Annotated in this window: 18 protein-coding genes and 1 tRNA gene; 5 read left to right on the forward strand and 14 right to left on the reverse strand. The window is 59.7% G+C overall.

Annotated elements, in window-relative coordinates; all coding sequences use genetic code 11:
• Window positions 1-3 precede the first annotated feature (3 nt).
• Both Tal182_RS11660 and Tal182_RS11665 read right to left on the reverse strand, forming a co-directional pair.
• Window positions 4-2,265 (reverse strand): EAL domain-containing protein, encoded by a 2,262-nt coding sequence (locus Tal182_RS11660; protein WP_085859523.1) that lies wholly within the window; start codon window positions 2,263-2,265, stop codon window positions 4-6.
• Between the two features lie 396 nt (window positions 2,266-2,661).
• Entirely contained in the window at window positions 2,662-4,035 is a 1,374-nt protein-coding gene (locus Tal182_RS11665) for an ISNCY-like element ISRel26 family transposase (RefSeq protein WP_085859524.1), read from the reverse strand.
• 293 nt (window positions 4,036-4,328) lie between these two features.
• On the opposite strand from Tal182_RS11665, the gene Tal182_RS11670 reads away from it, so the two are divergent.
• On the forward strand, window positions 4,329-5,066 hold the full coding sequence (locus Tal182_RS11670; RefSeq protein WP_085859525.1) for a hypothetical protein: 738 nt from the start codon (window positions 4,329-4,331) through the stop codon (window positions 5,064-5,066).
• Between the two features lie 99 nt (window positions 5,067-5,165).
• Here Tal182_RS11670 and Tal182_RS11675 read toward each other — a convergent pair whose 3' ends face one another.
• The 5 genes from Tal182_RS11675 to Tal182_RS11695 all read right to left on the reverse strand — a co-directional run bounded on the left by Tal182_RS11675 (window position 5,166) and on the right by Tal182_RS11695 (window position 10,570).
• On the reverse strand, window positions 5,166-6,161 hold the full coding sequence (locus Tal182_RS11675) for an IS30 family transposase (protein ID WP_085859526.1): 996 nt from the start codon (window positions 6,159-6,161) through the stop codon (window positions 5,166-5,168).
• Window positions 6,162-6,368: 207 nt separating this feature from the next.
• Window positions 6,369-6,878, reverse strand: a complete 510-nt coding sequence (locus tag Tal182_RS11680) for a GNAT family N-acetyltransferase (RefSeq protein ID WP_085859527.1) — start codon at window positions 6,876-6,878, stop codon at window positions 6,369-6,371.
• Between the two features lie 92 nt (window positions 6,879-6,970).
• A complete protein-coding gene (locus Tal182_RS11685) occupies window positions 6,971-9,124 on the reverse strand; it encodes a mechanosensitive ion channel family protein (RefSeq protein WP_085859528.1) in 2,154 nt (717 codons plus the stop codon).
• A gap of 315 nt (window positions 9,125-9,439) precedes the next feature.
• A complete protein-coding gene (locus Tal182_RS11690) occupies window positions 9,440-9,829 on the reverse strand; it encodes a hypothetical protein (protein WP_085859529.1) in 390 nt (129 codons plus the stop codon).
• Window positions 9,830-9,892: 63 nt separating this feature from the next.
• Window positions 9,893-10,570, reverse strand: coding sequence for a hypothetical protein (locus tag Tal182_RS11695; protein WP_085859530.1), 678 nt, complete (start codon window positions 10,568-10,570; stop codon window positions 9,893-9,895).
• A 255-nt stretch (window positions 10,571-10,825) separates the two neighbouring features.
• Between Tal182_RS11695 and Tal182_RS11700 the strand changes: the two genes are divergently transcribed.
• Window positions 10,826-11,434 (forward strand): TerC family protein, encoded by a 609-nt coding sequence (locus tag Tal182_RS11700; RefSeq protein ID WP_064802665.1) that lies wholly within the window; start codon window positions 10,826-10,828, stop codon window positions 11,432-11,434.
• 82 nt (window positions 11,435-11,516) lie between these two features.
• Here the strand turns inward: Tal182_RS11700 and Tal182_RS11705 are convergent, their stop codons facing one another.
• From Tal182_RS11705 to metG, 3 genes are read right to left on the reverse strand one after another with little or no spacing between them, the layout of a single operon-like run.
• Window positions 11,517-12,335 carry an MBL fold metallo-hydrolase gene (locus tag Tal182_RS11705; RefSeq protein WP_064802667.1) on the reverse strand — a complete coding sequence of 273 codons (819 nt, stop codon included), beginning with the start codon at window positions 12,333-12,335 and terminating at the stop codon, window positions 11,517-11,519.
• A gap of 3 nt (window positions 12,336-12,338) precedes the next feature.
• The gene (locus Tal182_RS11710) at window positions 12,339-13,121 is read right to left on the reverse strand and encodes a TatD family hydrolase (RefSeq protein WP_064806140.1); all 783 of its coding nucleotides are present in this window, start codon (window positions 13,119-13,121) and stop codon (window positions 12,339-12,341) included.
• A 4-nt stretch (window positions 13,122-13,125) separates the two neighbouring features.
• Complete coding sequence (gene metG / locus Tal182_RS11715; RefSeq protein ID WP_085859531.1) at window positions 13,126-14,676, reverse strand: methionine--tRNA ligase; 1,551 nt, start codon at window positions 14,674-14,676, stop codon at window positions 13,126-13,128.
• A gap of 232 nt (window positions 14,677-14,908) precedes the next feature.
• Here metG and Tal182_RS11720 point away from each other — a divergent pair, with 232 nt between their 5' ends.
• Entirely contained in the window at window positions 14,909-15,697 is a 789-nt protein-coding gene (locus Tal182_RS11720) for a sulfite exporter TauE/SafE family protein (RefSeq protein ID WP_085859532.1), read from the forward strand.
• Between the two features lie 28 nt (window positions 15,698-15,725).
• Here the strand turns inward: Tal182_RS11720 and Tal182_RS11725 are convergent, their stop codons facing one another.
• The 4 genes from Tal182_RS11725 to Tal182_RS11740 all read right to left on the reverse strand — a co-directional run bounded on the left by Tal182_RS11725 (window position 15,726) and on the right by Tal182_RS11740 (window position 20,019).
• Window positions 15,726-16,748 (reverse strand): DNA polymerase III subunit delta', encoded by a 1,023-nt coding sequence (locus Tal182_RS11725; protein WP_085859533.1) that lies wholly within the window; start codon window positions 16,746-16,748, stop codon window positions 15,726-15,728.
• An 8-nt stretch (window positions 16,749-16,756) separates the two neighbouring features.
• Window positions 16,757-17,437, reverse strand: a complete 681-nt coding sequence (tmk, locus tag Tal182_RS11730) for a dTMP kinase (RefSeq protein ID WP_064802675.1) — start codon at window positions 17,435-17,437, stop codon at window positions 16,757-16,759.
• 214 nt (window positions 17,438-17,651) lie between these two features.
• Window positions 17,652-18,845 (reverse strand): D-alanyl-D-alanine carboxypeptidase family protein, encoded by a 1,194-nt coding sequence (locus Tal182_RS11735; RefSeq protein ID WP_085859534.1) that lies wholly within the window; start codon window positions 18,843-18,845, stop codon window positions 17,652-17,654.
• A gap of 70 nt (window positions 18,846-18,915) precedes the next feature.
• Window positions 18,916-20,019, reverse strand: coding sequence for a septal ring lytic transglycosylase RlpA family protein (locus tag Tal182_RS11740; RefSeq protein ID WP_085859535.1), 1,104 nt, complete (start codon window positions 20,017-20,019; stop codon window positions 18,916-18,918).
• A gap of 531 nt (window positions 20,020-20,550) precedes the next feature.
• Here Tal182_RS11740 and Tal182_RS11745 point away from each other — a divergent pair.
• Window positions 20,551-21,372, forward strand: a complete 822-nt coding sequence (locus Tal182_RS11745) for an Ig-like domain-containing protein (protein ID WP_064802679.1) — start codon at window positions 20,551-20,553, stop codon at window positions 21,370-21,372.
• A 361-nt stretch (window positions 21,373-21,733) separates the two neighbouring features.
• Window positions 21,734-21,823, forward strand: a tRNA-Ser gene (locus Tal182_RS11750).
• Window positions 21,824-21,843: the final 20 nt, after the last annotated feature.

A 21,843-nucleotide genomic window follows, 5' to 3' on the forward strand; every position in this document is an offset into this window, starting at 1 on the left:
AGTCTATCGGCTTGCCTTTGCCGTTCCCGTGCCCTTCATCCGGCAAAATTCGATCAACTGATCCGAGGTCATGGGTCGGGCCAGGGCGTAACCCTGGAGCAAATGGCAACCGAGATCTTTCAGGATCTTCGCGTGCTCCATTGTCTCCACGCCCTCGGCAACGATGTCGATGTTCTGCGACCGGCCGATTTCGATGATGGAGGAGACCAGACGGCGTTGCGAGGGGGAGGCGATGATGGGCTTGATGATCTCTCGGTCGATCTTGAGCCGTCGCGGTTCAAATCGAAGCAGGCTGACGATACTGGCATGTTCCGTGCCGAAATCGTCGATCTCGATTTCAATGCCGAGCGCTTTGATTGCCGGAATGACCTCGTTGAGAGCAGGCTGAAGCTCGTCGAAGGAGATTGTCTCGAGCAGCTCGAAACATAGGCGACCCTTCGCTGCGGGAAGCGCGGACAGCTCCGCGAGCAGATTTGCCTGCGCCAGCCGGCGCGCTGAAATATTGACGGAGACCCGTGGAATTTGCATCCCCAAGCCGTCCCAGCGCGTCAGCTCGAACAGCGCCTTTTGCAGGATCAGCCTGTCCATGTCGCCGCTGCGCCCCAGTTTTTCCGCGGCATCCAGAAACGCGTTCGGGCCGAGCAGACCTTTTCGCGGATGATCCCAGCGGGCAAGCGCCTCGACACCTGCGATATCAAGCGTGTTTGCATTGAACTGCGGCTGGAAGAATGCAACGAGTTCATCGCGTTCGAGCGCTTGATTGAATTCATCCGCCAGTTCTTTTGCATGGATTGCCGCGCTGCGAAGCTCCTCGGTAAAAACGGCCGCGCGGCCGCGGCCGGCTTTCTTCGCCTCGTACAGCGCCAGATCGGCATTCAGAAGCAGCTGGCCGAGGTCGCGGTCGCGGGCGCTTTCAGTCTCCCAGGCGACACCGACGCTGGCGCCGACCACATAACCAGCTCCATCGATAAAAATGGTCTGCTGCAGCGCGTCGACAATCTGTCTGGCCAATTCGGCTGCTTTAGGCTCGGGATTGGTGCTCCAGCTGGCGACAACGAACTCGTCTCCGCCGATGCGCGCTGCGACATCGTTCGGGCCGGTCAAATCGGCAAGCCGCGAAGCGGTTGTCTGCAGGACCATGTCGCCGCCGGCGTGCCCCTTCGTGTCGTTGATCTCTTTAAACCGGTCAAGGTCGATATGGATGAGGATCAGACGGTCCTGCGGATCGGGCCTCGGCGGCTGCGAAATCATCTGGTCGACAAACCGCCGATTGGGTAACCCGGTGAGGGCGTCATGCAGCGACAGGTGCTCCAGCCTCTGTCGGGCTCGGACGAGCTTGCTCTTGTGAAGGCGAAGTTTTTCGATGGTCTTCTGGCGGGATTTGGTCAGAAAGCCCACCCAGATGATCGGTGCAACAACGCACAAGGCCAACAGACTGGCATAGAGCTCAAAAGTGCCGATGCCGTTATTCTGGCCCCAGCCATTCCTGGGAAGTGCGGCGAGGGACCATCGGCCGTAAGTCATATCGACGGAGGCGACGACCGGCTTCTTCCCAAAAGTTTCCAGGCTGCCGAGAAAGACCTGTTTGGGCGAATTCGGCTCCGGCGTCGTGCTGATGGCGATCTCAAGGTCGGTCGAACTAAGGCCGCTATCCCGGTATAGCCTCGGAATATCGACGATTCCAGAAAGCAGACCCCAAAAGATCTGGCTGTTTCCGTCGTCGACGTAAACCGGACACCTGACAACGAAAGCCGTTCCGCCTTGGACAAGTTCCACCGGGCCCGTGAGAACGATATTGTGGGTGTTGCGCGCCAGCATCGCAGCGGCCCGTTGCTTCTCATTTTTTCGGTAGTCGAGTCCGATGGCTTTTTCGTTTCCTGTTTCCGGATAAACCCACTGGACCACCATGTCGGGCGCTGCAGCGAAGCTTCGCAATTGTGAATCAGGCTGCAGAATCTGCGCGGCAAGTTTGGAAAATTTGTTCTGGCCCATCGCCGGATCGACCGCGATACCCGCCGCCAAACCTTGCAACAGCTTCACATTGCTGTTGAGGTTTGTCTGAAGTCGAGATGATATCGTCGCAAGCTCGCCGGCAACAACCGAGCGTTCGTCGGCCAACGACCGCTCAAGCCGCCAGTTCGTTGCCACCCAGACGACGATGGCTGCGATAATGGCCGCAAATAGTGCCGGAGCGAAGGCGCTCGCATGGCTCATCAGGGAGCCCGCGAGGCTGCGAATTGCCTTTGTATGTCTTCGAAACTTCATCAGGTCGCCAGTGTGAATGACAGGCTTGCATCCTTGCACAGTTTCTTTAAGGCAACGCTAAACCGTCGATCTGGTTGCAGGAAAGACAATCCAGTGGGGAATATCGTCAGTCGGCACGCACAGGTGCGTCCATCTTTGTGGAGCCGGGCGGGTAAGCGAGGAGGCGAGACTGTCGCATCTCTGACTGGCCCAACTGTCGCATTACTAAATAGCTCCTACACATGTGGCGGGGAAGTTGGAATGTCCGCCGTTGTGCAAAGTAGAAATGTCCGCGAGGTTGCTACGCGGCACACCGATCAGCCCCGATCTGAGCGGCTGATACCGGTTGCAAGAGCAGATCGGGGCGGGTGAGAGACACCCCTTCGGCTTTAGCTTTGAGACTATCCGATCGACGGTTCACTCGGCAGCCTGCTGCCTCAACAGCGCTTTCTCTCGCCGCGCAATCACCGCCGGATCATTCATGTAGTCCGTGCGCCTTCCGGGCTTGCGACCTCTCGGCTTATAGCCATTTTTGTCGCTGTTGCTCTTCACGACCGGCTTTTCCTGCTGGTCCTGACGCTCCTTGATATAGGCCAGAACATCACCGAGCCGCTTGTTCTCGGTAATTGCCGCATGCGTCACCCGCTGGTCCTTGTCGAACACCGTGTAGGGCAGGGAATGTCCCTTCCAGCGCACATCCAGGCGGCCGTCAGCATAGGCATAGGTCTCGACATAGCGGCCCACCAGACCGCGCGTCACCTCGGTCTCCTCCAGCATGATCCGCTTGCGTTCAAACGAAAACGTCAACTGCGCCCCGACGTAACGCTGCTCGCGCTTGCAAAGGATCTCAGTTAACCGACTCGGGGCCAGATTCAGCGGCCGGTGCAAATCCTCGGACCGGGCAGGGATGATCGCAAACCGCGCATTGTAGTGCTCCATGAAGCCAGGCAAAAATGCATTGCCAGTCTCCATGTCGCAGATCCCCGCCAGCCGTAATTCCTTGACCAGCCGATCCTGCAGCGTCCGGTTCATGCGCTCGACGCGACCTTTGGCCTGGCTCGAATTTGCGCAAAGAATCTCGATGTTTAGCTCGCAAAGCGCCCGCCCGAACTGGGTCATCCCCTGGCCACCCTTGGCGTCCTTCTTCGCCACCCGGAATACCGAATGCTTGTCGGAGTAGAAGGCCACAGGCGCGCCGTGACGCCTGAGGTATAGCGCCAGTGCCTCGAAATAGCTGAAGGCGCTTTCCGAGCGCACAAACCGCAACTGCATCAATCTGCCAGTCGCATCGTCGACAAACACCAGCAGCGAGCACGGCGGCCCGCGATCCTCGAACCAGCGGTGTTCCGACCCGTCGATCTGCACCAGCTCGCCACAGGCCTCGCGCCGCAGCCGCGGCTGATGAAACGTCCGCCGCTGCTTGGCAGATAGCCACAGGCCAGCCTCCACCATCCAGCTGCGCAACGTCTCGCGCGACACACGCAATCCATCGCGTTCGGCCAGCTTCTCGGCCGCCAGCGTCGGACCGAAATCCGCATAGCGTTCGCCAACCAACGTCATCGCATAATCGCGAACGCCGTCGCTGATCCGGTTGTTCGATGGCCGACCGATCGCCTTGTGCCTTATCGATGCCGCGCCGTCAGTGCGGATCCGATCCAGCAGCCGACGCACCTGGCGCTCGCTCAGATCAAGCACATGTGCCGCCGACACCAACGTCATGCGGCCGTCGACCACCTTCGACAAAATCTCGATCCGCTGCAGATCGCGCTCGCTCATCGCTATCAATCCCATCCGCAATCTCCACCGTCATCAAAAACGGGAAGAGAGTGACATTCTAACTTTGCAGAAACAGGACACTTTAACTTTGCGTGTGACTTCTAATGTAAATGCAACAAGGGCTTAAGGCTGCTACAGGGCAGGGAGATCAGCCCCCGATCCGACCGGCTGGGCCGGGTTGCAAGGGAGGAACGGGGGCGGGTGATGACGCTCCCCTTTGGCTTTAGCTTTCTCAGTAGCAATTGTTCCGTCGCCGGTTGATACTCGCTTGCACCTGCATGGGACGGGGTAGGGATCAAAGCCGCACGATGCTTCCGGAAATCAATCTGCACGGGGACGTCGATGTCGCCGCTCTGTCACCACTTGTTCGTGGCATGCTTCTTTCGATTGCCTATGCTGACGGTGAGGGTGGCATAGGATTGACGGCGACCGGCGCCATGAACCGCAAGTTCGTGCATTGGGCCGCTGTGCACTTCCTCTGGCCGGGCTTCACAGCCGAAGACCTCTACAGCATGAACAAGGTGCTCAATGAAAGCGACATGCCGCCGCTTTGGGTCGTGCGTGACATGACCCATCATCTGAAGCTTCTTCGCCGGAAAAAGGATGTGCTGCTGCCAACCAGACGCGGCCGGGAGTTTCTGGTGAACCCGCAAGCCTTCTTCGATCTGGTCGCCACGGATTATCTCTATTCGTATGTCCACGCCACCGAGCGGGAAGAGGAGGTCCGAGCGCGTTTACGCTGGTGGCGCATGTTCCTCAATCTTCTCAATATCAAGGCCAGAGAAGGTTGCACGCCAATGGAAGTTGTGAAGGTCCTCTATCCAGACCTGGCGCCTCTGTCGGACACCGAAATGACCATAGAAGCCTGGGAGTTGAAATCCGATCTTCGGTATGGCGTCTTCCAACGCTTATGCTGGCTCGGCTTGCTCTATGAGGCACGAGAGGGGCTCTCTCTTCTGCAGGATGGATCCTTCCACAAGACGCCACTTTGGGCAGCTTGCCTGCAGTTAGAGTCGGATACGCAAAGCGATATCGGCGTGCATTGACGATCTCTATCCTGCCGCTGGCTGCCTAATAACGCTTTCTCTCGCCGCGCAATCACCGCAGGATCATTCATAAAATCCGTCCTCCGCCCCGGCTTGCCGTCATTTGTTCACTTCACGCCTGAACACTTCAGCTGGGGTGTGGAAACCAAGGCATTTTCTGGGCGTACTGTTCAACCGATCGATCAGTAATCCTATCAATTCATCAGGAACTGACAGGACAGCAGTATCCCTCGGCAGGTAACGCCGAATCCGCCGATTCATGTTCTCGACGGAGCCTTTTTGCCAGGGCGCAGACGGATCGCAGAACCATGCATCGGTTCCCATTCCTTGCTTCAGTCGCCGCCAGGAGACGAATTCAAATCCGCGATCAAACGTCAAACTTTGCCGGGCATGCCTGGGCAGGGGGCTGAGCACGTTGATGAGCCGCTCCATGATCGGCTTGGACTGCCGGTCGTTGTTCTTGAACAGCATGGTGAACCGGCTCGTCCGCTCGACAATCGTTGCCACATTGGCATTGCCCTGAACCCTTTCGAAGATCATGAGATCGGCTTCCCAGTGACCGAATTCCTTGCGATCGTTGATGGCTTCCGGCCGATGTTTGATCGAACGCTCATCTGGAAAGACTGGATTCTGCGGCTTGCGAGCATATCGCGGCCGGCGCTTTCTCCGCCGTTCCGGTAGAAGCCGCGCGAGTTGCTGCCTTTGTCCTTCTGGTGAATAGACATATCGGTAGATCGTCTCGTGACAGACGCTTGCCTTGGCCGCTGGTTCGATCTTCAGTCGTCCAGCAATCTGTTCCGGTGACCAGCCGGATTCCAACTTTCCGATCACTTCGTTCCGCAGATCCTCGCGACGAAAGAGCTTGCCGATCCGCCGGCGCCTTTCGCGCGCCATGTCGTTGGCGGTCATCGCCCAGTAGCCCTCGGCATCGGGGAATTCCTGATCGTGCCAGTAGTTGCGTTTGATCTCCCGGGAGATGGTCGCACGGTCCCGGCCGAGGCGTCTGGCGATCTCAGACTGGCTAAACTTCTGATCCAACATCCTGGAAATCGATCGGCGTTCGTCAAAGCTCAAATGCGAAAAGGTACGGCTCAAACCATGGCTCCCGAAAGCAGGCAGCTTAGCGCCTTTGTTGCAGTTCGAGATAGAATGTGCCGCGGCTACAACACAAAATCGCATAAGGTAGATTATGGAACACGAGAGCGGATTTCCGACGCTTTGCTTTTGACCACAAACCGTCTCTCCGCAATGGTCAGCAGGATTTATCGCTGAATGAGATTATCGGATAAAAGGCCGACATGCCTAGTTCGGTCGGTCGAATGAAAGTAGCAGACTTTCCACTCCGCCCTCGATGACGTCTCGATACGGCAGAAACCCTGCGGACAGCGAACCCCGAATAGCTATTTTGTTCTCTTTAGCGTGACAAATGAAACATTTGCAGTCTTGGGGAAAAAGCGAAGGAACCACGTTCAGCACATATGAGCGAAGCATAGCTTTCCCCAAGCCTCTCCCTATGAACTGCACATCTCCGATAAATAAGTCGACCGCTACGCCGTCGTGCTCGCCCATCTCAGACGCGAATTCGGGATAGTCGCGAAGCAAATAGCACTGCAATTTTCCGAAAGGCTCACCATTATAACAAGCTATATGGCAATGGGTAGGATGGCTTGGGCTCAGGCGCTCAGAATACTTCCTCTGAACTTCCTCGATCGTTATCGGCGTCTTCTGGTAGTGAGCACGCATATGAGGGCTATTTAGCCACTCACATAACATCGGAAAATCTGCTTCGGTGAGTGACCTGAAATCAATCATCTGGCTGAATCGTTAGGTCGATTGCTCGACAAGTTCTACTCGCACATCGCCCGCGGGCATTCAAACAAGGGGCATGGAAACCCTGCGGTTTGTCACTCCTCAATCGGCAAGATGGGTTTTGTTGGTCTCTGGAGCTCCGACGCGGCGGCTGATGACGCTGCATCGGCCGTTCCGCCGGAGACATGCACCGTCGGTGTTGCAAACTGAATGCCTTTTTCGGCGAAGGTCTTCTTCAGCATGGCAAGCGCCTTTCGGCGGACGCCAAACTGTTCGCCCGGTTTGGCCATGAATTTCAGCCTGATCTGCACGCCATAATCCGCCATCTGCTCAATGCCCTGCATTTTCAAGGGCTCGATGATATTGGGCCCCAGCTCGGCATCGTCCAGAAGCTCGACGCCAATGCGCTTGATGGTCTTGCGGACCTCCTCGAGGTCGCTGTCATAGTTCAGCGTAAGCGTGATGATGTCGATGACCCAGTCGCGGCTCAGATTTTGCACCGCGCCGAGTTCGCCGAATGGAACGATGGTGACAGGACCGCGGTGGTGTCGCAAGCGGATCGATCGCAGCGAAAATCCTTCGACAGTACCTTTGTATTTTGCCGCCTGGATATATTCTCCAATGCGGAAGGCATCGTCGAACAGATAAAAGACCCCGGAGATAATGTCCTTGACGAGCGTTTGCGCACCGAAGCCGACAGCTATGCCGACGACACCGGCGCCCGCAAGCAGCGGTCCGATCTGAATGCCGACGGCATCCAGGATCATCAGGAAGCCGACGGCGCCGATCGCGAGGAACAGCACGTTGCGAAGAATGGGAAGAAGCGTATTCAACCGCTGACGGCGGCGCGCCTCTGGCCCCTCCTGATGGCCTGCATTCACGCTTCGCGACGCCACTTCCATCTGCGTGTCGATCAGAGTGCTGACGAGCTTCCAGATGACGTCGGTCACCAGCAATACGATCACGATCCGGATTCCCGCCCGGATCAGACGTGTGGTCACCGTTTCGGCTGCGGCAAGATCGCCGAGATTGACATCCCACGAGCGGGCGATGAGCAGCGCGGCAACCACGATAAGGCCGTTGCGCAACGTCTGCATGATAACGACCGACCATCCCAAGATGGCCGGATCCTCCACGGCACGCTCATCCTGCGAATTTATGATGATGCGCCGAGTGATATCGCGCGCTACCGATACCGTCAGCGGCAGCAGCGCAATGACGATCACCGTCCAGAATGCAGCCCGCAGTCCCGACACCCATAACAGCCACGAGAGAATGATGCCTGCGCTGAATCCGACGCTGATCAGCCGGTTCGCCGGCGGCCCGTCGGAACGGAACTGCCGCAGCCAGATCATCGCGATCAGCGCGATCGAGACGGCCGCGAGCCATGCCGCGGTAAAAAGATCGATCAATATGGCCGGAGCCCTTATCGTCCGCATCACTTCGATCGTGGCCCAGCCGGCTGCTAACAGCGCGGCCGTTGCAAGGAGCCAATAGTACCAGAACCACGCAAGCGACGTCACAAGGGTCACAAGCCGCATATGCGGCAGGCGGGCGCCCGGCGCGATCACGATGCGGCCCACCAGCACGCCGAGGCGCACCATGAGCGCAGCTGACAGCAGAATGAGCGCAACATCGCGAAACACAGCGGGCCACGGAAACAGGATGAAGGCGCCGAGGCTTCCGATGAGGTAGCCGATCAATGCGAGAAGTCCCATCGACAGCCGCCCGGCGTGCAGTTTGATCCGCTGCCGGACCGTGTCGGCAGGTGCGGTCAGTATAAAATGAAGAAGCCCTCGCCCCGACCACCAGGCGATGCGCTGCGCGAGAAATCCGCCTGCTACGAAGAGTGTGACCGCCAGGATCAGATCGACAGGGTCGATACGATTGTCTGTCTGGAAGAGTCGGATCGCCGCCTGGATCTGCCCCGGAAGGGTCGGAACTGCGTTGACGAGCGAGAGCAAGCGCTGGCGCAACTCCTGCAGTGAGGTCGCGATCGACGGCGACGCTGGCTCTGGTGAGACGGCGGCTGGCGGCGTGGGCTCCTGACTGCCGGGAACGATCCGATCGACCAGAGCGCGACCGGAATCGTCGTTCGGCAATTCGATAATGACCCGGATCGGCGCCGAGGACCCGGATGATTCGGCCGAGGAAGCAGGATTGATGCCGATTGGCTGCAGCGTCGAAAACACGACCGTCAGGATTGTGAATATTTTCCGCAAGGGATGGCGGTCGTCGTTGCTGCGCATGTGTGGTCCCCGAGACGGTGCCGCTTCTACTGTAGAGGCTTGGCACTTTGTGAAGCGTCACGCCATCAACGTCAATCGACGAACCTGGCCGAGGCAGCTGATCGTTGCCCCAGCTGCGATCATTGCCGATCCTTGTCTCGGTGACACATCATCGGGGCGCCTCCCCCGGCCTGCAGGCTCCCTGCGGCACAGTGCCGGTTGGTAATGTCAGAAATGAATCTGGGACAACAGCTGCGAAAGTGCGGCCCGCAGTCAGACTACGGGCCGCACATCGGGCTCTCCCCGAGTTGTCGGAGGACCGAGCGTATCAGATGGTCAGCCCTTCAGCACCCGTCTCGTCTGAGAGAGGTGGCCGGCAAATCCGGCCAGCAAAACGCCGAACGGAAGGCTGCGAACGATTCTGGCGGCGATGAAAGCCGCGCCCGTGGCCAAGGCGAGCTTTGCCCAAGGATAGTTGCCGAGCTGGACATGGGCGCTTGCATCCATCAGGTTTGCCTGGGCTTTCAGCGCCAATTCCGCATCCTCGCGCAAAATGCCGATCCGGGCGCGCAAAAGCCTTACTTCGTGCCGAAGGATATCGAGATCGTAGTCGGCCTTCTCACGCGCAGTCGCGCTGGCGGCATCGGCAAAGGGCGGCTCACCTTCTGCGACCAGCTCATCGGGATCCGGCGGAAAGAAACCGTCGCGATTGATGGATGATTGCATGGACGTCTCCTCGATTATCAGCAAGAGCGAACGAGGCCTGCTCTCATGCCAGGCCTCTGGACATCAGTGATCACGTCGGAATCCCTGATTCTGGTTCGATCCGCTTTGCGATTGCGTCTGCGTTTGCCGGCCAGGATCGGTCGATGGCGAGCCGCCTCCGGGATAGGTATAGGCGCGCACCTTGGCGCTTCCATGCGTGGTGTCGCGCATCGCCACCGGTCGGGTTTCATCCTCGGATGATGTTTCGAACGCGCTTTCGGACACAGCCAGGTCGTCCGCGGCTCTGCCGCCATGCGCCAAGCCGGCAAAACCGGTATTTGACCCGCCTTGACGGCCGCTTTCCGATAACCAGAGATCCGCCCGCTCATCGATGTCGATGCTGCCCTCGTCGTCCAGAATATCGTGAACGGTCTCATAGAGCGCGTCGTCGATATCATTGACCTGAACGAGGAAGCCGCCTCGCCGCAGCCCTTCCGCGTACATCGCGCGGTCTTCGTCCGGGAAGAAGAAGTCGGCCAGCGCGTCGAAGAAGCCGCTGCGGTCGTCGCTGACGACGCCGGCATTCTTCCCATCCGCCTCATATCCCGGCATCAATCTTATTCTCGCGACCGGCACGCCGGCGTCCTCGAGACGGGAGATCGCAGATTCGGCTTCGGACCGGCTGTCGAAGAATGCGGTAAGGCTGCCGCCGCCCACCGGGCCTGAAGAACCCGGGTTGGTATCGTGGTGAATGTTGCTCACGGAACGCTCCTCTCGATGTCTCCTTCCAGCCGTCGACCCGACGCTGGTTTCTGACTTGAAGAACCGGCAGCCGAGATGAATGTTCCACGGCAGTGGGACGGATCGGCCGCATTCCGTGGCAGTTCCATAACGTTGCCGCCTGTCCTTTTTCAGATACACCAGGCAGTGAATCGCACCGTCTGTTGCCGCCTTCGGCGGTTGACGTCAAACCATCGAGACGCTAGCACGGCTTTCGACGCATTGGGGACATTTCATATGGACATCTTCACGGCAGCCGGTCTGACGGCTTTGCTGCAGGTCATTGCTATCGACCTTGTTCTCGCCGGCGACAACGCTGTGGTTATCGGTCTTGCCGCTGCCGGCCTCGAGGCCACGCAACGGCGCAAGGCGATCATCGTCGGCATTCTTGCCGCAACGGTTCTGCGTATTCTGTTCGCCAGTGTCGCCGTCTATCTGTTGGCGATCGTCGGCCTGCTGCTGGCCGGCGGCCTGCTGCTGCTCTGGGTCTGCTGGAAGATGTGGCGCGAGCTTCGCGACGGCCACAACGAGGATCGCGTAGCGGAAAGCGGCGAAGGCGCGCCGAAAAAGACCTTCTTCCAGGCGGCAACCCAGATCGTCATTGCCGACGTTTCGATGTCGCTCGACAACGTGCTCGCCGTTGCCGGTGCTGCGCGCGAACATCCGAGCGTCTTGGTCATCGGCCTCGCACTGTCAATCGCGCTGATGGGTATTGCCGCGAACCTGATCGCCCGGCTGCTCGGCCGCCATCGCTGGATCGCTTATATCGGTCTGCTGATCATCCTCTACGTCTCGCTCGACATGATCTATCGCGGCGCCGTCGAGGTTCTTCCCTATATGCAGTGACCTGTGCCAGGATCGGGGCTCAGTCCCCGATCCTTCTGCGCCGCGCGTCTTTTTGGATGTAAAAGCACGCTGCAGCGCCGGGCTAGGCGCGAAACTCCGTCTCGAAGCTCATCTGATCAAACGCCGGCACCACGTGGTCCGGCGTCTGCGCCATCACTGCGTCGTAATCCAGCGGCGTATGCATGTGGGTGAGAATCGCCCGTTTCGGCTTCAGCCTGCCGATCCAGTCGAGCGACTGTTCCAGCGACAGATGGCTTGGGTGATAGGTGTACTGCAGGGCGTCGATGATTAGCACGTCGAGATTTTGCAGTTTCTCGACGGTCTGGGGCGGGAAATCGCTGATATCGCTGCAATAGGCTACATCACCGATGCGGAAGCCGAGCGAATTGATATCACCATGCTGCTGGATATGGGGGAAAAAGCCGATCTTGCCGCCGGGGCCGCGGATCTCGACGGGTTCGTCAAGATTTTCAATGACGACAGGCAGCACGATCGGCGGATAATTGCTGCCCGGCGGCGTCTCCAGGCAATAGCCGAAGGCTTCACGCAGTCTGTCCATCGTAAATTGGTCGGCGTAGATCGGCACGCGCCGGCGCGTATTGTGAAAATAGCCGCGCAGATCGTCGATGCCATGAATATGGTCGGCATGCGGATGGCTGTAGAGCACCGCATCGACATGGTCGGCCCCTGCCCTGATCATCTGCTCGCGAAAATCCGGCCCGGTGTCGATGACGACAGTCGTCACACCGCCATCAGGAGCGAATTGCTGCACCATGAACGAGGCGCGCGTGCGCCGGTTCTTTGGGTTGTCGGGATTGCAGGCGCCCCAGTCGCCGGTGATACGCGGCACGCCCGGTGACGACGAACAGCCGAGAATGGTGAAGCGCCGCCGATAGAGCACCTGCTAAATCCTTGGCATTTTCGAGAACAGGCGCAACGCGTTCTCCGTCGTGATCCGTGCGACGTCCGCATAGGAAAGGCCGATCGTCTCGGCGAGCACTTCGGCCGTGTTGACGACATAGGACGGCTCATTGCGCTTGCCGCGCCAGCGCTTCGGCGCCAGATAGGGCGCGTCCGTTTCCACCAGCAGCCGTTCATGCGGGATGGTCTTGGCGATCTCACGCAGCTCTTCCGATTTCGGGAAGGTCAGAATGCCCGAGAAAGAGATGTAGCCGCCGAGTTCGACACCGGTCCGCGCCAGATCCGGTCCTGCCGAGAAGCAATGCAGGATGAAAGGGAAGGCCCCCTTCCCCGTTTCCTCGGTCAGGATGTCAGCCATATCGGCATCAGCGCTGCGGCTGTGGATGACGAGCGGAAGCTGCGTTTCCCGAGCCGCGGCAATATGGCGGCGAAAGCCGGTCTGCTGGTCCTCAGGTGTCTGCGTATCGTAGAAATAATCGAGGCCGGCTTCGCCGATCGCCACCACTTTCTCATGCGCGTTCGCCAGGCGCACCAGCTCTTCGGTTTGAATGTCCAGCTCGTCACCGGCATTGTTCGGATGAGTGCCGACGGAGCAGAACACCGACGGATATTTCTCGGTGATGGCGAGCAGCCCGTCGAGCTTGCGCACGCGCGTCGAGATCGTCACCATCTGTTTGACGCCGGCTTGGTGGGCGCGCGTGACGATCTCGTCGCGCTCCGCCTCGAAGTCGGCAAAATCGAGATGGCAATGGGTATCGATCAGCACGGCCTCAGGCCTCCGGAGCCACATAGCGCGGGAAGACCGGCGCCGGCGCTTCGAGCGCCGTCCCGATAACAAGACGGCCAGCCTCGCCAAGCGCGGCAAAATCCCGCTTGTCGGCAGGCGCGGCCACGAGATCGAGCAGCTTGCCGGATGATTCCGGCATGAAGGGCTGCAACAGGATGGCGATCTGCCGCACCACCTCGGCCGTGACGTACAGCACCGTGCCCATCCGCGCCGGATCCGTCTTCTTCAGCGCCCAGGGCGCCTGGCCGGCGAAATAGCGATCGGCCTCCGAAACGACTGAAATGATCGAGGCGAGAGCGCGATGGATGAGCTGCTTGCCCATGTCCTCGCGCGTCGATGCATGCAGCGCGTCAGCCTGGGCCAGCATCGCCTTGTCCTCGTCGGTCAGCGGCCCGCATTCCGGGATCTTGCCGTCGCAATTCTTGACGATCATCGACAGCGACCTGCTGGCGAGATTGCCGATGCCGTTGGCGAGGTCGGAATTGATGCGCGTGCCGATCGCTTCTTCGCTATAGCTGCCGTCCTGACCGAAGGAGACTTCGCGCAGGAAGAAGTAGCGCACCTGGTCGAGTCCGAAATGGTTCACCAGATTGACCGGATCGACAACATTGCCGAGCGACTTCGACATCTTCTCGCCCTTGTTGAGCAGGAAGCCGTGGGCGAAAACGCGCTTCGGCAGCGGCAGCTTCGCCGACATCAGGAAGGCCGGCCAATAGACCGCGTGGAAGCGGATGATGTCCTTGCCGATGATGTGCACATCCGCCGGCCAGTACTTCGCCCTCGGACCATTCTTGTCCTCGATATAGCCCGTCGCCGTGATGTAGTTGGTCAGCGCGTCCACCCAGACATACATGACATGCGACGGGTCGTTCGGCACCTTGATGCCCCAGTCGAAGGTCGTGCGCGACACCGACAGGTCCTTGAGGCCCGACTTGACGAAGGAGATCACCTCGTTGCGGCGTTCGGCCGGACCGATGAAATCGGGATTGGCCTCGTAATGGGCAAGCAGCCTGTCCTGGTATTCGGAGAGCTTGAAGAAATAGCTTGCCTCTTCCACCCACTCGACGGGCGTGCCTTGCGGGCCGTAGCGCACGCCGTCGGCGCGCTGCTCCGTCTCATTTTCCTGATAATAGGCCTCGTCGCGCACAGAATACCAGCCGGCATAGCTGTCCTTGTAGATGTCGCCATTGTCGGCCATCAGTTTCCAGATATTCCGCGACGTCTCGTGATGACGCTCCTGCGTGGTGCGGATGAAATCATCGTTCGAAGCGTTGAGCAGCTTCGCCATCGCCTGGAATTCTCCGGAGTTGCGGTCGGCGAGCGCCTGCGCGGTAATCCCCTCGGCGCGCGCTGTCTGCTGCATCTTCTGGCCGTGTTCGTCGGTGCCCGTCAGGAAGAAAACATCCCTGCCATCCAGGCGCTGGTAGCGCGCCATCGCATCCGTCGCGATCAGCTCATAGGCGTGGCCGATATGCGGCTTGCCGTTGGGATAGGAAATCGCGGTGGTGATGTAGAAGGGTGTCTTGTCTGTCATGGCGGCCAATGTCCGGCTTATTCTATCAATGGTCAGCCGCTCTTAGCGCATGTCACCGTCAAGCGAAACATCAAGTTTCGCCGCCGTCCATGATTTCCAGGACACGGGGTCGTGAGCTTGACTCCGTCTCGCACGCAATTTACCGGTCGTCAGAAAGAGAGGCGGGACCGAACGAAGTGCCAGTTTTCACCTACCACAATCCCCGTGGCCGGGCGCCGTTGGAGGCGCTTGCTTGACATTCGAGCCTCTCTATTCAATTTCGGGACTGTTTGTAGGCGCCCTTGTCGGCATTACCGGCGTTGGCGGCGGTTCGCTGATGACACCCCTGCTGGTGCTGCTCTTCGGCGTCCATCCGGCAACTGCCGTCGGCACCGATCTTCTCTATGCGGCGATCACCAAGACGGCGGGCACCGCTGTTCACGGCGTGCATGGGCGCATCAACTGGAAGATCGTCGGCGGTCTCGCCGCAGGCAGCGTCCCGGCCGCCTTGCTGATGCTCTGGCTGTTGGCAGGCGTCGATCGCAAGAGCATCGGCGTGACCAACACCATTACGTCAGCGCTCGGTTGGCTTCTCGTCATGACCGCGATCATGCTGATCTTTCGCGGCCCAATCCTTCAATTGGCGCGCCGCGCCATCGGCGAACGCAACCCGCTGCGGCCGACAACCATCCTTGCCCTCACCGTCATTCTCGGATTCTGTCTCGGCGTGCTTGTCACCTTGACCTCGGTTGGCGCCGGTGCGCTGGGGGTGACGATCCTGCTCGTGCTCTATCCGAGGCTCGATGTGCGCGAAATCGTCGGCTCCGACATCGTCCACGCCGTACCCCTGACCCTGATCGGCGGCACCGGCTATTGGCTGATCGGCGAGATCGATTGGGCGATGCTCTTTGCCTTGCTCGTCGGCTCGATTCCCGGCATCATTCTGGGAAGCCTTCTGGCGCCGAAGCTGCATGAACGCATCATTCGCATTGTCCTGGCCATCACCCTTGCGCTCGTCGCATGGAAGCTGCTGGCCGGCTGATCCGCCCCAACCTTGGCTGAAACTTTGGCTAGAGTCTGGGCTGCTTGATGTCGGCGAGAATACTGATGATCGTCTGCTTGCGGTCGAGATTATAGGCGTCGGAAACGGTAAGCCGCTCGATAATCTCCGAGTAGAGCCGCGCCAGCCGTTCGGCCGTGGCGATCTGCCCCTCGCCTGCCGCCGCGCGAGCGCGGCTCATGATGTCGTCGCCGACGTGACTGACGAAGAAATCGAAAATCGTATCGCTTTCCTTGCCCGAGAGCGCCTCGGCCAGCCGGTGCATCGCCTTGCGGGCGGTTGGTCCCTCGGCGGAAAGCACCTCGTCATAACCGGCGATGATTTCGCTGCCGCCATAGTTCAAGAGCTTCAAGGCTTCGCCGACGCTGCCCTTGGCCGCCGAAAGCACGCTGCCCTCGCCTACTATGCCGAGATGGGCAAGGGCCGCAACGAGTGCCTCATCGGCAAGCGGCGCCAGTTTCAGCGGCAGGCAGCGCGAGCGGATCGTCGGCAGCAACCGCCCCGGCGCATGCGACAGCACCAGGAACAGCGCCCGCTTCGGCGGCTCCTCGAGGATCTTCAGAATGGCATTGGCCGCATTGCGGTTCATGTCGTCGGCCGGGTCGATAATGACGATTCGCCAGTTGCCGGTGCCCGAGGTCTGCGAGAAGAACTTGCCGGCGCGGCGAACCTCGTCGACGGTGATCGCCGATTTCACCCTGCCCGTCTTTTCGTCCACCGGCCGGGCGAGATGCAGGAGATTATGCGAAGCGCCGGAGGCGATCTGCCGACTGACGGCCGAGGCGGGATCCGGATCACCGATCTTTTCCGGCGCCGCGTCGGGATCGGGATGCGAGAGCACGTGGTTGGCGAAACGGAAGGCGAGCGTCGCCTTGCCGATGCCCTCCGGCCCTTCGATCAGAATGGCGTGATGGCCCTTGCCGGATCGGTAGGACTGGGCAAGGAAGGATTCCGCCTCCTCATGGCCAAACAGCCTGGTATTTTCGGCGGGCCAGATGGCGCCGTCCAGCAGTCCCGGCCGATCTTCACTCATAATGGACTTCACTCATAATGGGCGGCTTCCGGCATCCGAGCCCGGTCTGCGGGCGACATCAGCCGCTTGACGATCGCCAGAATTTCGGCGGCGATCGCCTCTTCCGTCCGCATGGCGTCGACCACGTGGCAGCGCTCCGGCTCGCGGGCGGCGATATCGAGAAAGGCTTCGCGCCGTTTTTCGTGCGTTTCGAGCCGCTCCTTTTCGAAGCGATCGGGACCTTCCGAAGCGCTGCGCTTCTGCGCCCGCTCCAGGCCGACCTTTGCGGGAATATCCAGTATCAAGGTGCAATCCGGCATGACGCCGTTGATGGCGACCCGCTGCAGCATCTCAATGAAATCGGGCTCGAGATTGCCGGTGATGCCCTGGTAGACACGCGAGGAATCCATGAAGCGGTCGCAGAGCACGATCTTGCCTGATGTCAGGGCCGGCCGGATCACCTCTTCGACGTGATCGTTGCGCGCCGCCGCAAAGAGGATCGCCTCCATCCGCGTGCCGAAGGCCTCGGCAGCGCCTGACAGAAGCACATGGCGCACGGCTTCCGCGCCCGGCGACCCGCCCGGTTCCCGCGTCACCAGCACGTCATGCCCTTCGCCTTTCAACGCCTCGGCGAGGCGGCGGATCTGCGTGGATTTCCCAGCGCCTTCCCCGCCTTCAAACGTAACGAATAGTCCCGTACCGGATGACAATGACAACTTCCCGCATTCCGGACGCCGCACGCCCGCGCGCCCCGCCTCTTCTATCTATCCGAAGACATCGGGAAGGAAAACCTTTCGCGGCGGCGACATAATCACCTTCCCCGCAAATTGTATCAGAAGGTCAGGCATTCAAGTCTGGAGCATGACTGTGCGGCAACAGCACGCGGGAAAAGAAGCGCTGTGCGCAAGAGCCTCATCCCGGCGTTCAGCCGGGGGCGGACTTGTCCCAGAGCCAGGAGAAGAACAGCGATTCGCCGAGTTCCAGCACTGCGTCGACCGCCCGGCTGCTGAGCGAGCCTTCCCCGACCGCCTGCGCGGTATAGAGCGGCACTTCCCTGAGCAGCCGGCTTCCAGCGAAAATCCTGAGCGTGCCGGCCTGATAATCCGGCTTCACCGGCGCCGTCAGCGGCCAGTGATAGACGATGCGCGCCGAAAGCCGGTCGGGGTTGCTGATCGGAATATAGACACTGACCGGCGCCTTGGCGACCAGATCGACGGTGCGCGCCGAGCCGCCATAGACGCTGGCTGCGCCGATCACTTCATGCTCGGTGAAGATCTGACGGCTCTCGAAGGCAGTCAGCCCCCATTCGAGCACGCGCTTGGCCTCCTCCGTCCGCTCCTTGTCGGAAGCGATGCCCGCAAGCGCCAGAAACAGCCGCCGGCCGTCGCGCTGGACCGACGCGACGATCGAATAACCTTCTCCATCGGCAAAGCCGGTCGCAAGCCCGTCGGCGCCGAGATCGAGCCCGAGCAGCGGATTGCGGTTGCGCTGGAAGATCTTGTTCCATTCGAAATCCAGCTGCGCGAAATAGGGATAGAGATTGGGATAGGATTGCTGGAGAGTGGTGGCAAGCGTCACCATCTCGCGTGCCGTCACTTTGCTCTTGCCGTCCGGAAGGCCGGTGGAATTGCCGAACACCGCTTTCTCCATGCCGAGTTCGCGGGCGCGGCGGGTCATCGACTGCGCGAATTGCTGCTCGCTACCGGCCATCCCCTCGGCGAGGATGATGCAGCTGTCATTGGCGCCCTGGATCGCGACGCCCTTGATCAGATCCTCGACGCGCACGCGCGATTTGAGGGCGGCGAACATTGTCGCCGTCCTCGACGGCGCGCCGCCGGTGCGCCAGGCATATTCGGAAACGGGATATTCGGTATCGAGCGTGATCTGGCCCTTGGTCACTGCCTCGAAGACCAGATCCATCGTCATCAGCTTGGCGAGCGAAGCCGGCGAAAAGCTCTGATCCTCATTCTTGGCGAGAAGCACCGTGCCGGTGGAGGCCTCGATCATATAGGCCTGCGCCGCCTTGGTGGCGAAACCGGCTGCGCCCCCGTCGGCGGCGTGTGCGCCGGCGGCGAGCGGCATCAGGCATGCAAGCAGACGAAGCACAGGCCTCAGCATCGCAATTCCCATCGGTCAACGGCGTTTTGAGAAAGTTAGAGCGCGGCGAAATTCGATGCAATCGCCATGCTCAACGCGCTGCCGATTTTGCCTGCTGGCGCTTGGCCGAGGCAAGGATGGAAGCCTGCGTCAGCCCGTCATTGCGCACCATCACCGCGTCGAAAGCGAGATCGACCGTTACCGTCTTCACCGCCTCGTTCTGGTAGCCGAGCGCGAGGGAGCCCTGCGAACCGCCATAGGGCCGCTCATAAGGCATGGGACCGATCTCCGGCAGCACGACCATCTGATCGAAGGCCGGCGCGGCACTGGAGGCAGAAGCCGAGGGAGCCACCAGAACATGGGCGGCCGGCGCAAGGCCGGGCGCCGCGTTGTAGCGTGCGCTCGGCGTCGAACCCGCATAGGAGGTTGCCGACATCGGCACCGGCACATTCGCCGGCTGCGTCTCGTAGTCTTCGGCACTCTGCAGCTGGTCACGGGTGATCTTGCGGCTGTTGGAAGCGACCATCACGCCGGTAGCGATCTGCCCTTCCGGATTGACGCCGGGGATGCGGCTGCCCTTCGGCACGTAAGAGGCCATCAGATAGGGCATGTCATGGCCGTCCATGCGGGCGCGGCCGACATATTGCACACGCACCTTGCCTGTGCCGCTATGCTGCAGATCCAGCATGTCGGCGGTCTTGTTGGAAAGGTCGATGATGCGGCCTTCGTGATAGGGACCGCGATCGTTGACGCGCACAATGATCGACGAGCCGTTCTCGACGTTGGTGACACGAGCATAGCTCGGCAGCGGGAAGGTCGGATGCGCGGCGGAAAGATGCATCTGGTCGTAGACTTCGCCATTGGCCGTCAGCCGCCCGTGAAAGGCCGAACCATACCAGGAAGCGATGCCGACCTTGTTATAGGAGAAGTCTTCCTTCGGATAATACCATTTACCCTTAACCACATAAGGATTGCCGACCATGTAGCGGCCGCCGCCCTTCGGGATGTTGTTGCCGGTGGCGACCCGCGGGCTGGCTTTCACGCCATATTCGGATTCAGAGAAATATTCCTTGCCGTGAGATCTCTTTTTCGGCACGGCCTGTGTGGTGCCGCACGCTGCAACCGTCGCACACATCGCCGATATCGCCAGCCACCGCCCTGCCGTTGCGAAAGACGCCCCGTATTCCAGTTTCATGTGCCCCACGCCGCTCAAAGATCGTTATGGTTAAGGAACCCTGCCCCATCCTGGGTCAACAACGCCTTATCCCCGCCCGCCTAACGAGACTTTAATCTTGCTGAGTTCGTGGCAAATTTACGAACGATTTCGCAGCGATAGCGACAATTCTAATGATTATGGTTTATAAACTGCTAACGCAAGGCCCGTTGCCCTGCCCTCTCGCTGTTGCAATGAGAGCCGAAATCGGCGTGCCGATGCAGGGCACATGGTAAACGTTGGCTGGATTTCTGAGGCCGAGAAGTACCGGATCGAGACACCGACGACAGCAGCAGCTGTTCTCCGGACGCCGGCTGCAACTGGAGCCTTTGTCCCAAGGTAGTAGATCGGCTTTTGCTCTCTTGTTTACGTGTCCTTCACGGCAATGGCATCGGCCGCCACTCCCCTAGCGCGTGTAGTTTACTGCTTGACTCAAAGTGGAGTAGAAAGTTTATTTGCAGCGTTCGGGTCGCGCCCGGCGTCCTTTTCACGCTCATCTTTAGGAGACGAGCCATGGCAAATCACAAACCAATAGTGCCTGACGTGTCGGTCCACGACTACGCACCAGCGGAGGCCATCGAAGGAAACCTTCTCGACAACGCCTCGGATTCCGACGGCGATCTGCTTCAGGTTCAGTTCGTCAACGGGATGAGAATTCCTAATAAGGCGGGCGAGCCGGGATATCTTACCATCGAGGGTGAGCACGGAACGCTGACGATTTGGAGCAACGGCAGCTATAGTTACACGGTCAATGATCCGAGCGCGCTTGAGCCCGGCGGGATCTTCGGCGAGAATTTTTCATTCAAGATCTCGGATGGAAAAGGCGGCACGGATGTCGGCAGTCTCAACATCGGAGTCCACACTCCTCCGCAAGGACAGTATTCCATCGATTTCGAGAATGCTCCCACGGAATATCCCGGGCTGCCTGACATTGCCTCCGGCTATGCAGGATTCAAATTTGGCGACAAACTCGATGGCAACCTTTGGGCGGTCGCCGAATCCGCCGGCAACGAGTACGTCGTCACCAATCCCTACAATCCGTTTTTCGAACGCGTTGACGGCAAGCTCTTCACGATAGAGGGCGTCGATGTCGCAACCAATTTCGACCCCGCCTATGAAGGTGTCGATGCCCTCGTAACCTTCGAGGGTTATATCGGTGGCAACAAGGTGAGTGAGATGTCGCTGACGGTCTATGGTGACACCATTGCCGACGGCCAGCACATTTCGTTGGCAGCCCTGGGAGCGGTCGATTTTGTCCGCTTCGATATTCAGCCCGACGTCGAGCCAACCGGCTTTCCGCAGCTCGCATTCGACAACTTCACCGTCCTGGTCTGACGGCGGCAGAGAGAAGCGGCTGTCAAAGCCGCTCCAGCTGCCGACAAACCATTGCAAACCCGCGACGTCATCCTCGGCCTCGTGCCGAGGATCTGCGCACATCAACTAAGCATCTGAAGATAAACGTTTTCCTGTCAAGCAATTGCGGTGCTCAGATGCTCGGCACAAGGCCGAGCATGACGGAGGAGACTTTGTCAACAAACTGAAGCGGCTGTCAAAGCCGCTTCTCTGCAGAACAAGTTGACGCTGCCATCAAAGCTGCTAAAAAGCCGGCCTGTGAGTGAATGGGCAGCAAATCGGCAGAAACCACCGATCCACCGGAAAGACCGAAACGGACTTTCTTCTAGCTTCCCAAATACTTGGAAGAGTGTCCGAGTGGTTTAAGGAACCGGTCTTGAAAACCGGCGTGCGGGAAACCGTACCGTGGGTTCGAATCCCACCTCTTCCGCCACTTGCAATTTCTCGCCCAAC

The organism is Rhizobium sp. TAL182 (assembly GCF_002117725.1).
GTDB lineage: Bacteria > Pseudomonadota > Alphaproteobacteria > Rhizobiales > Rhizobiaceae > Rhizobium > Rhizobium esperanzae.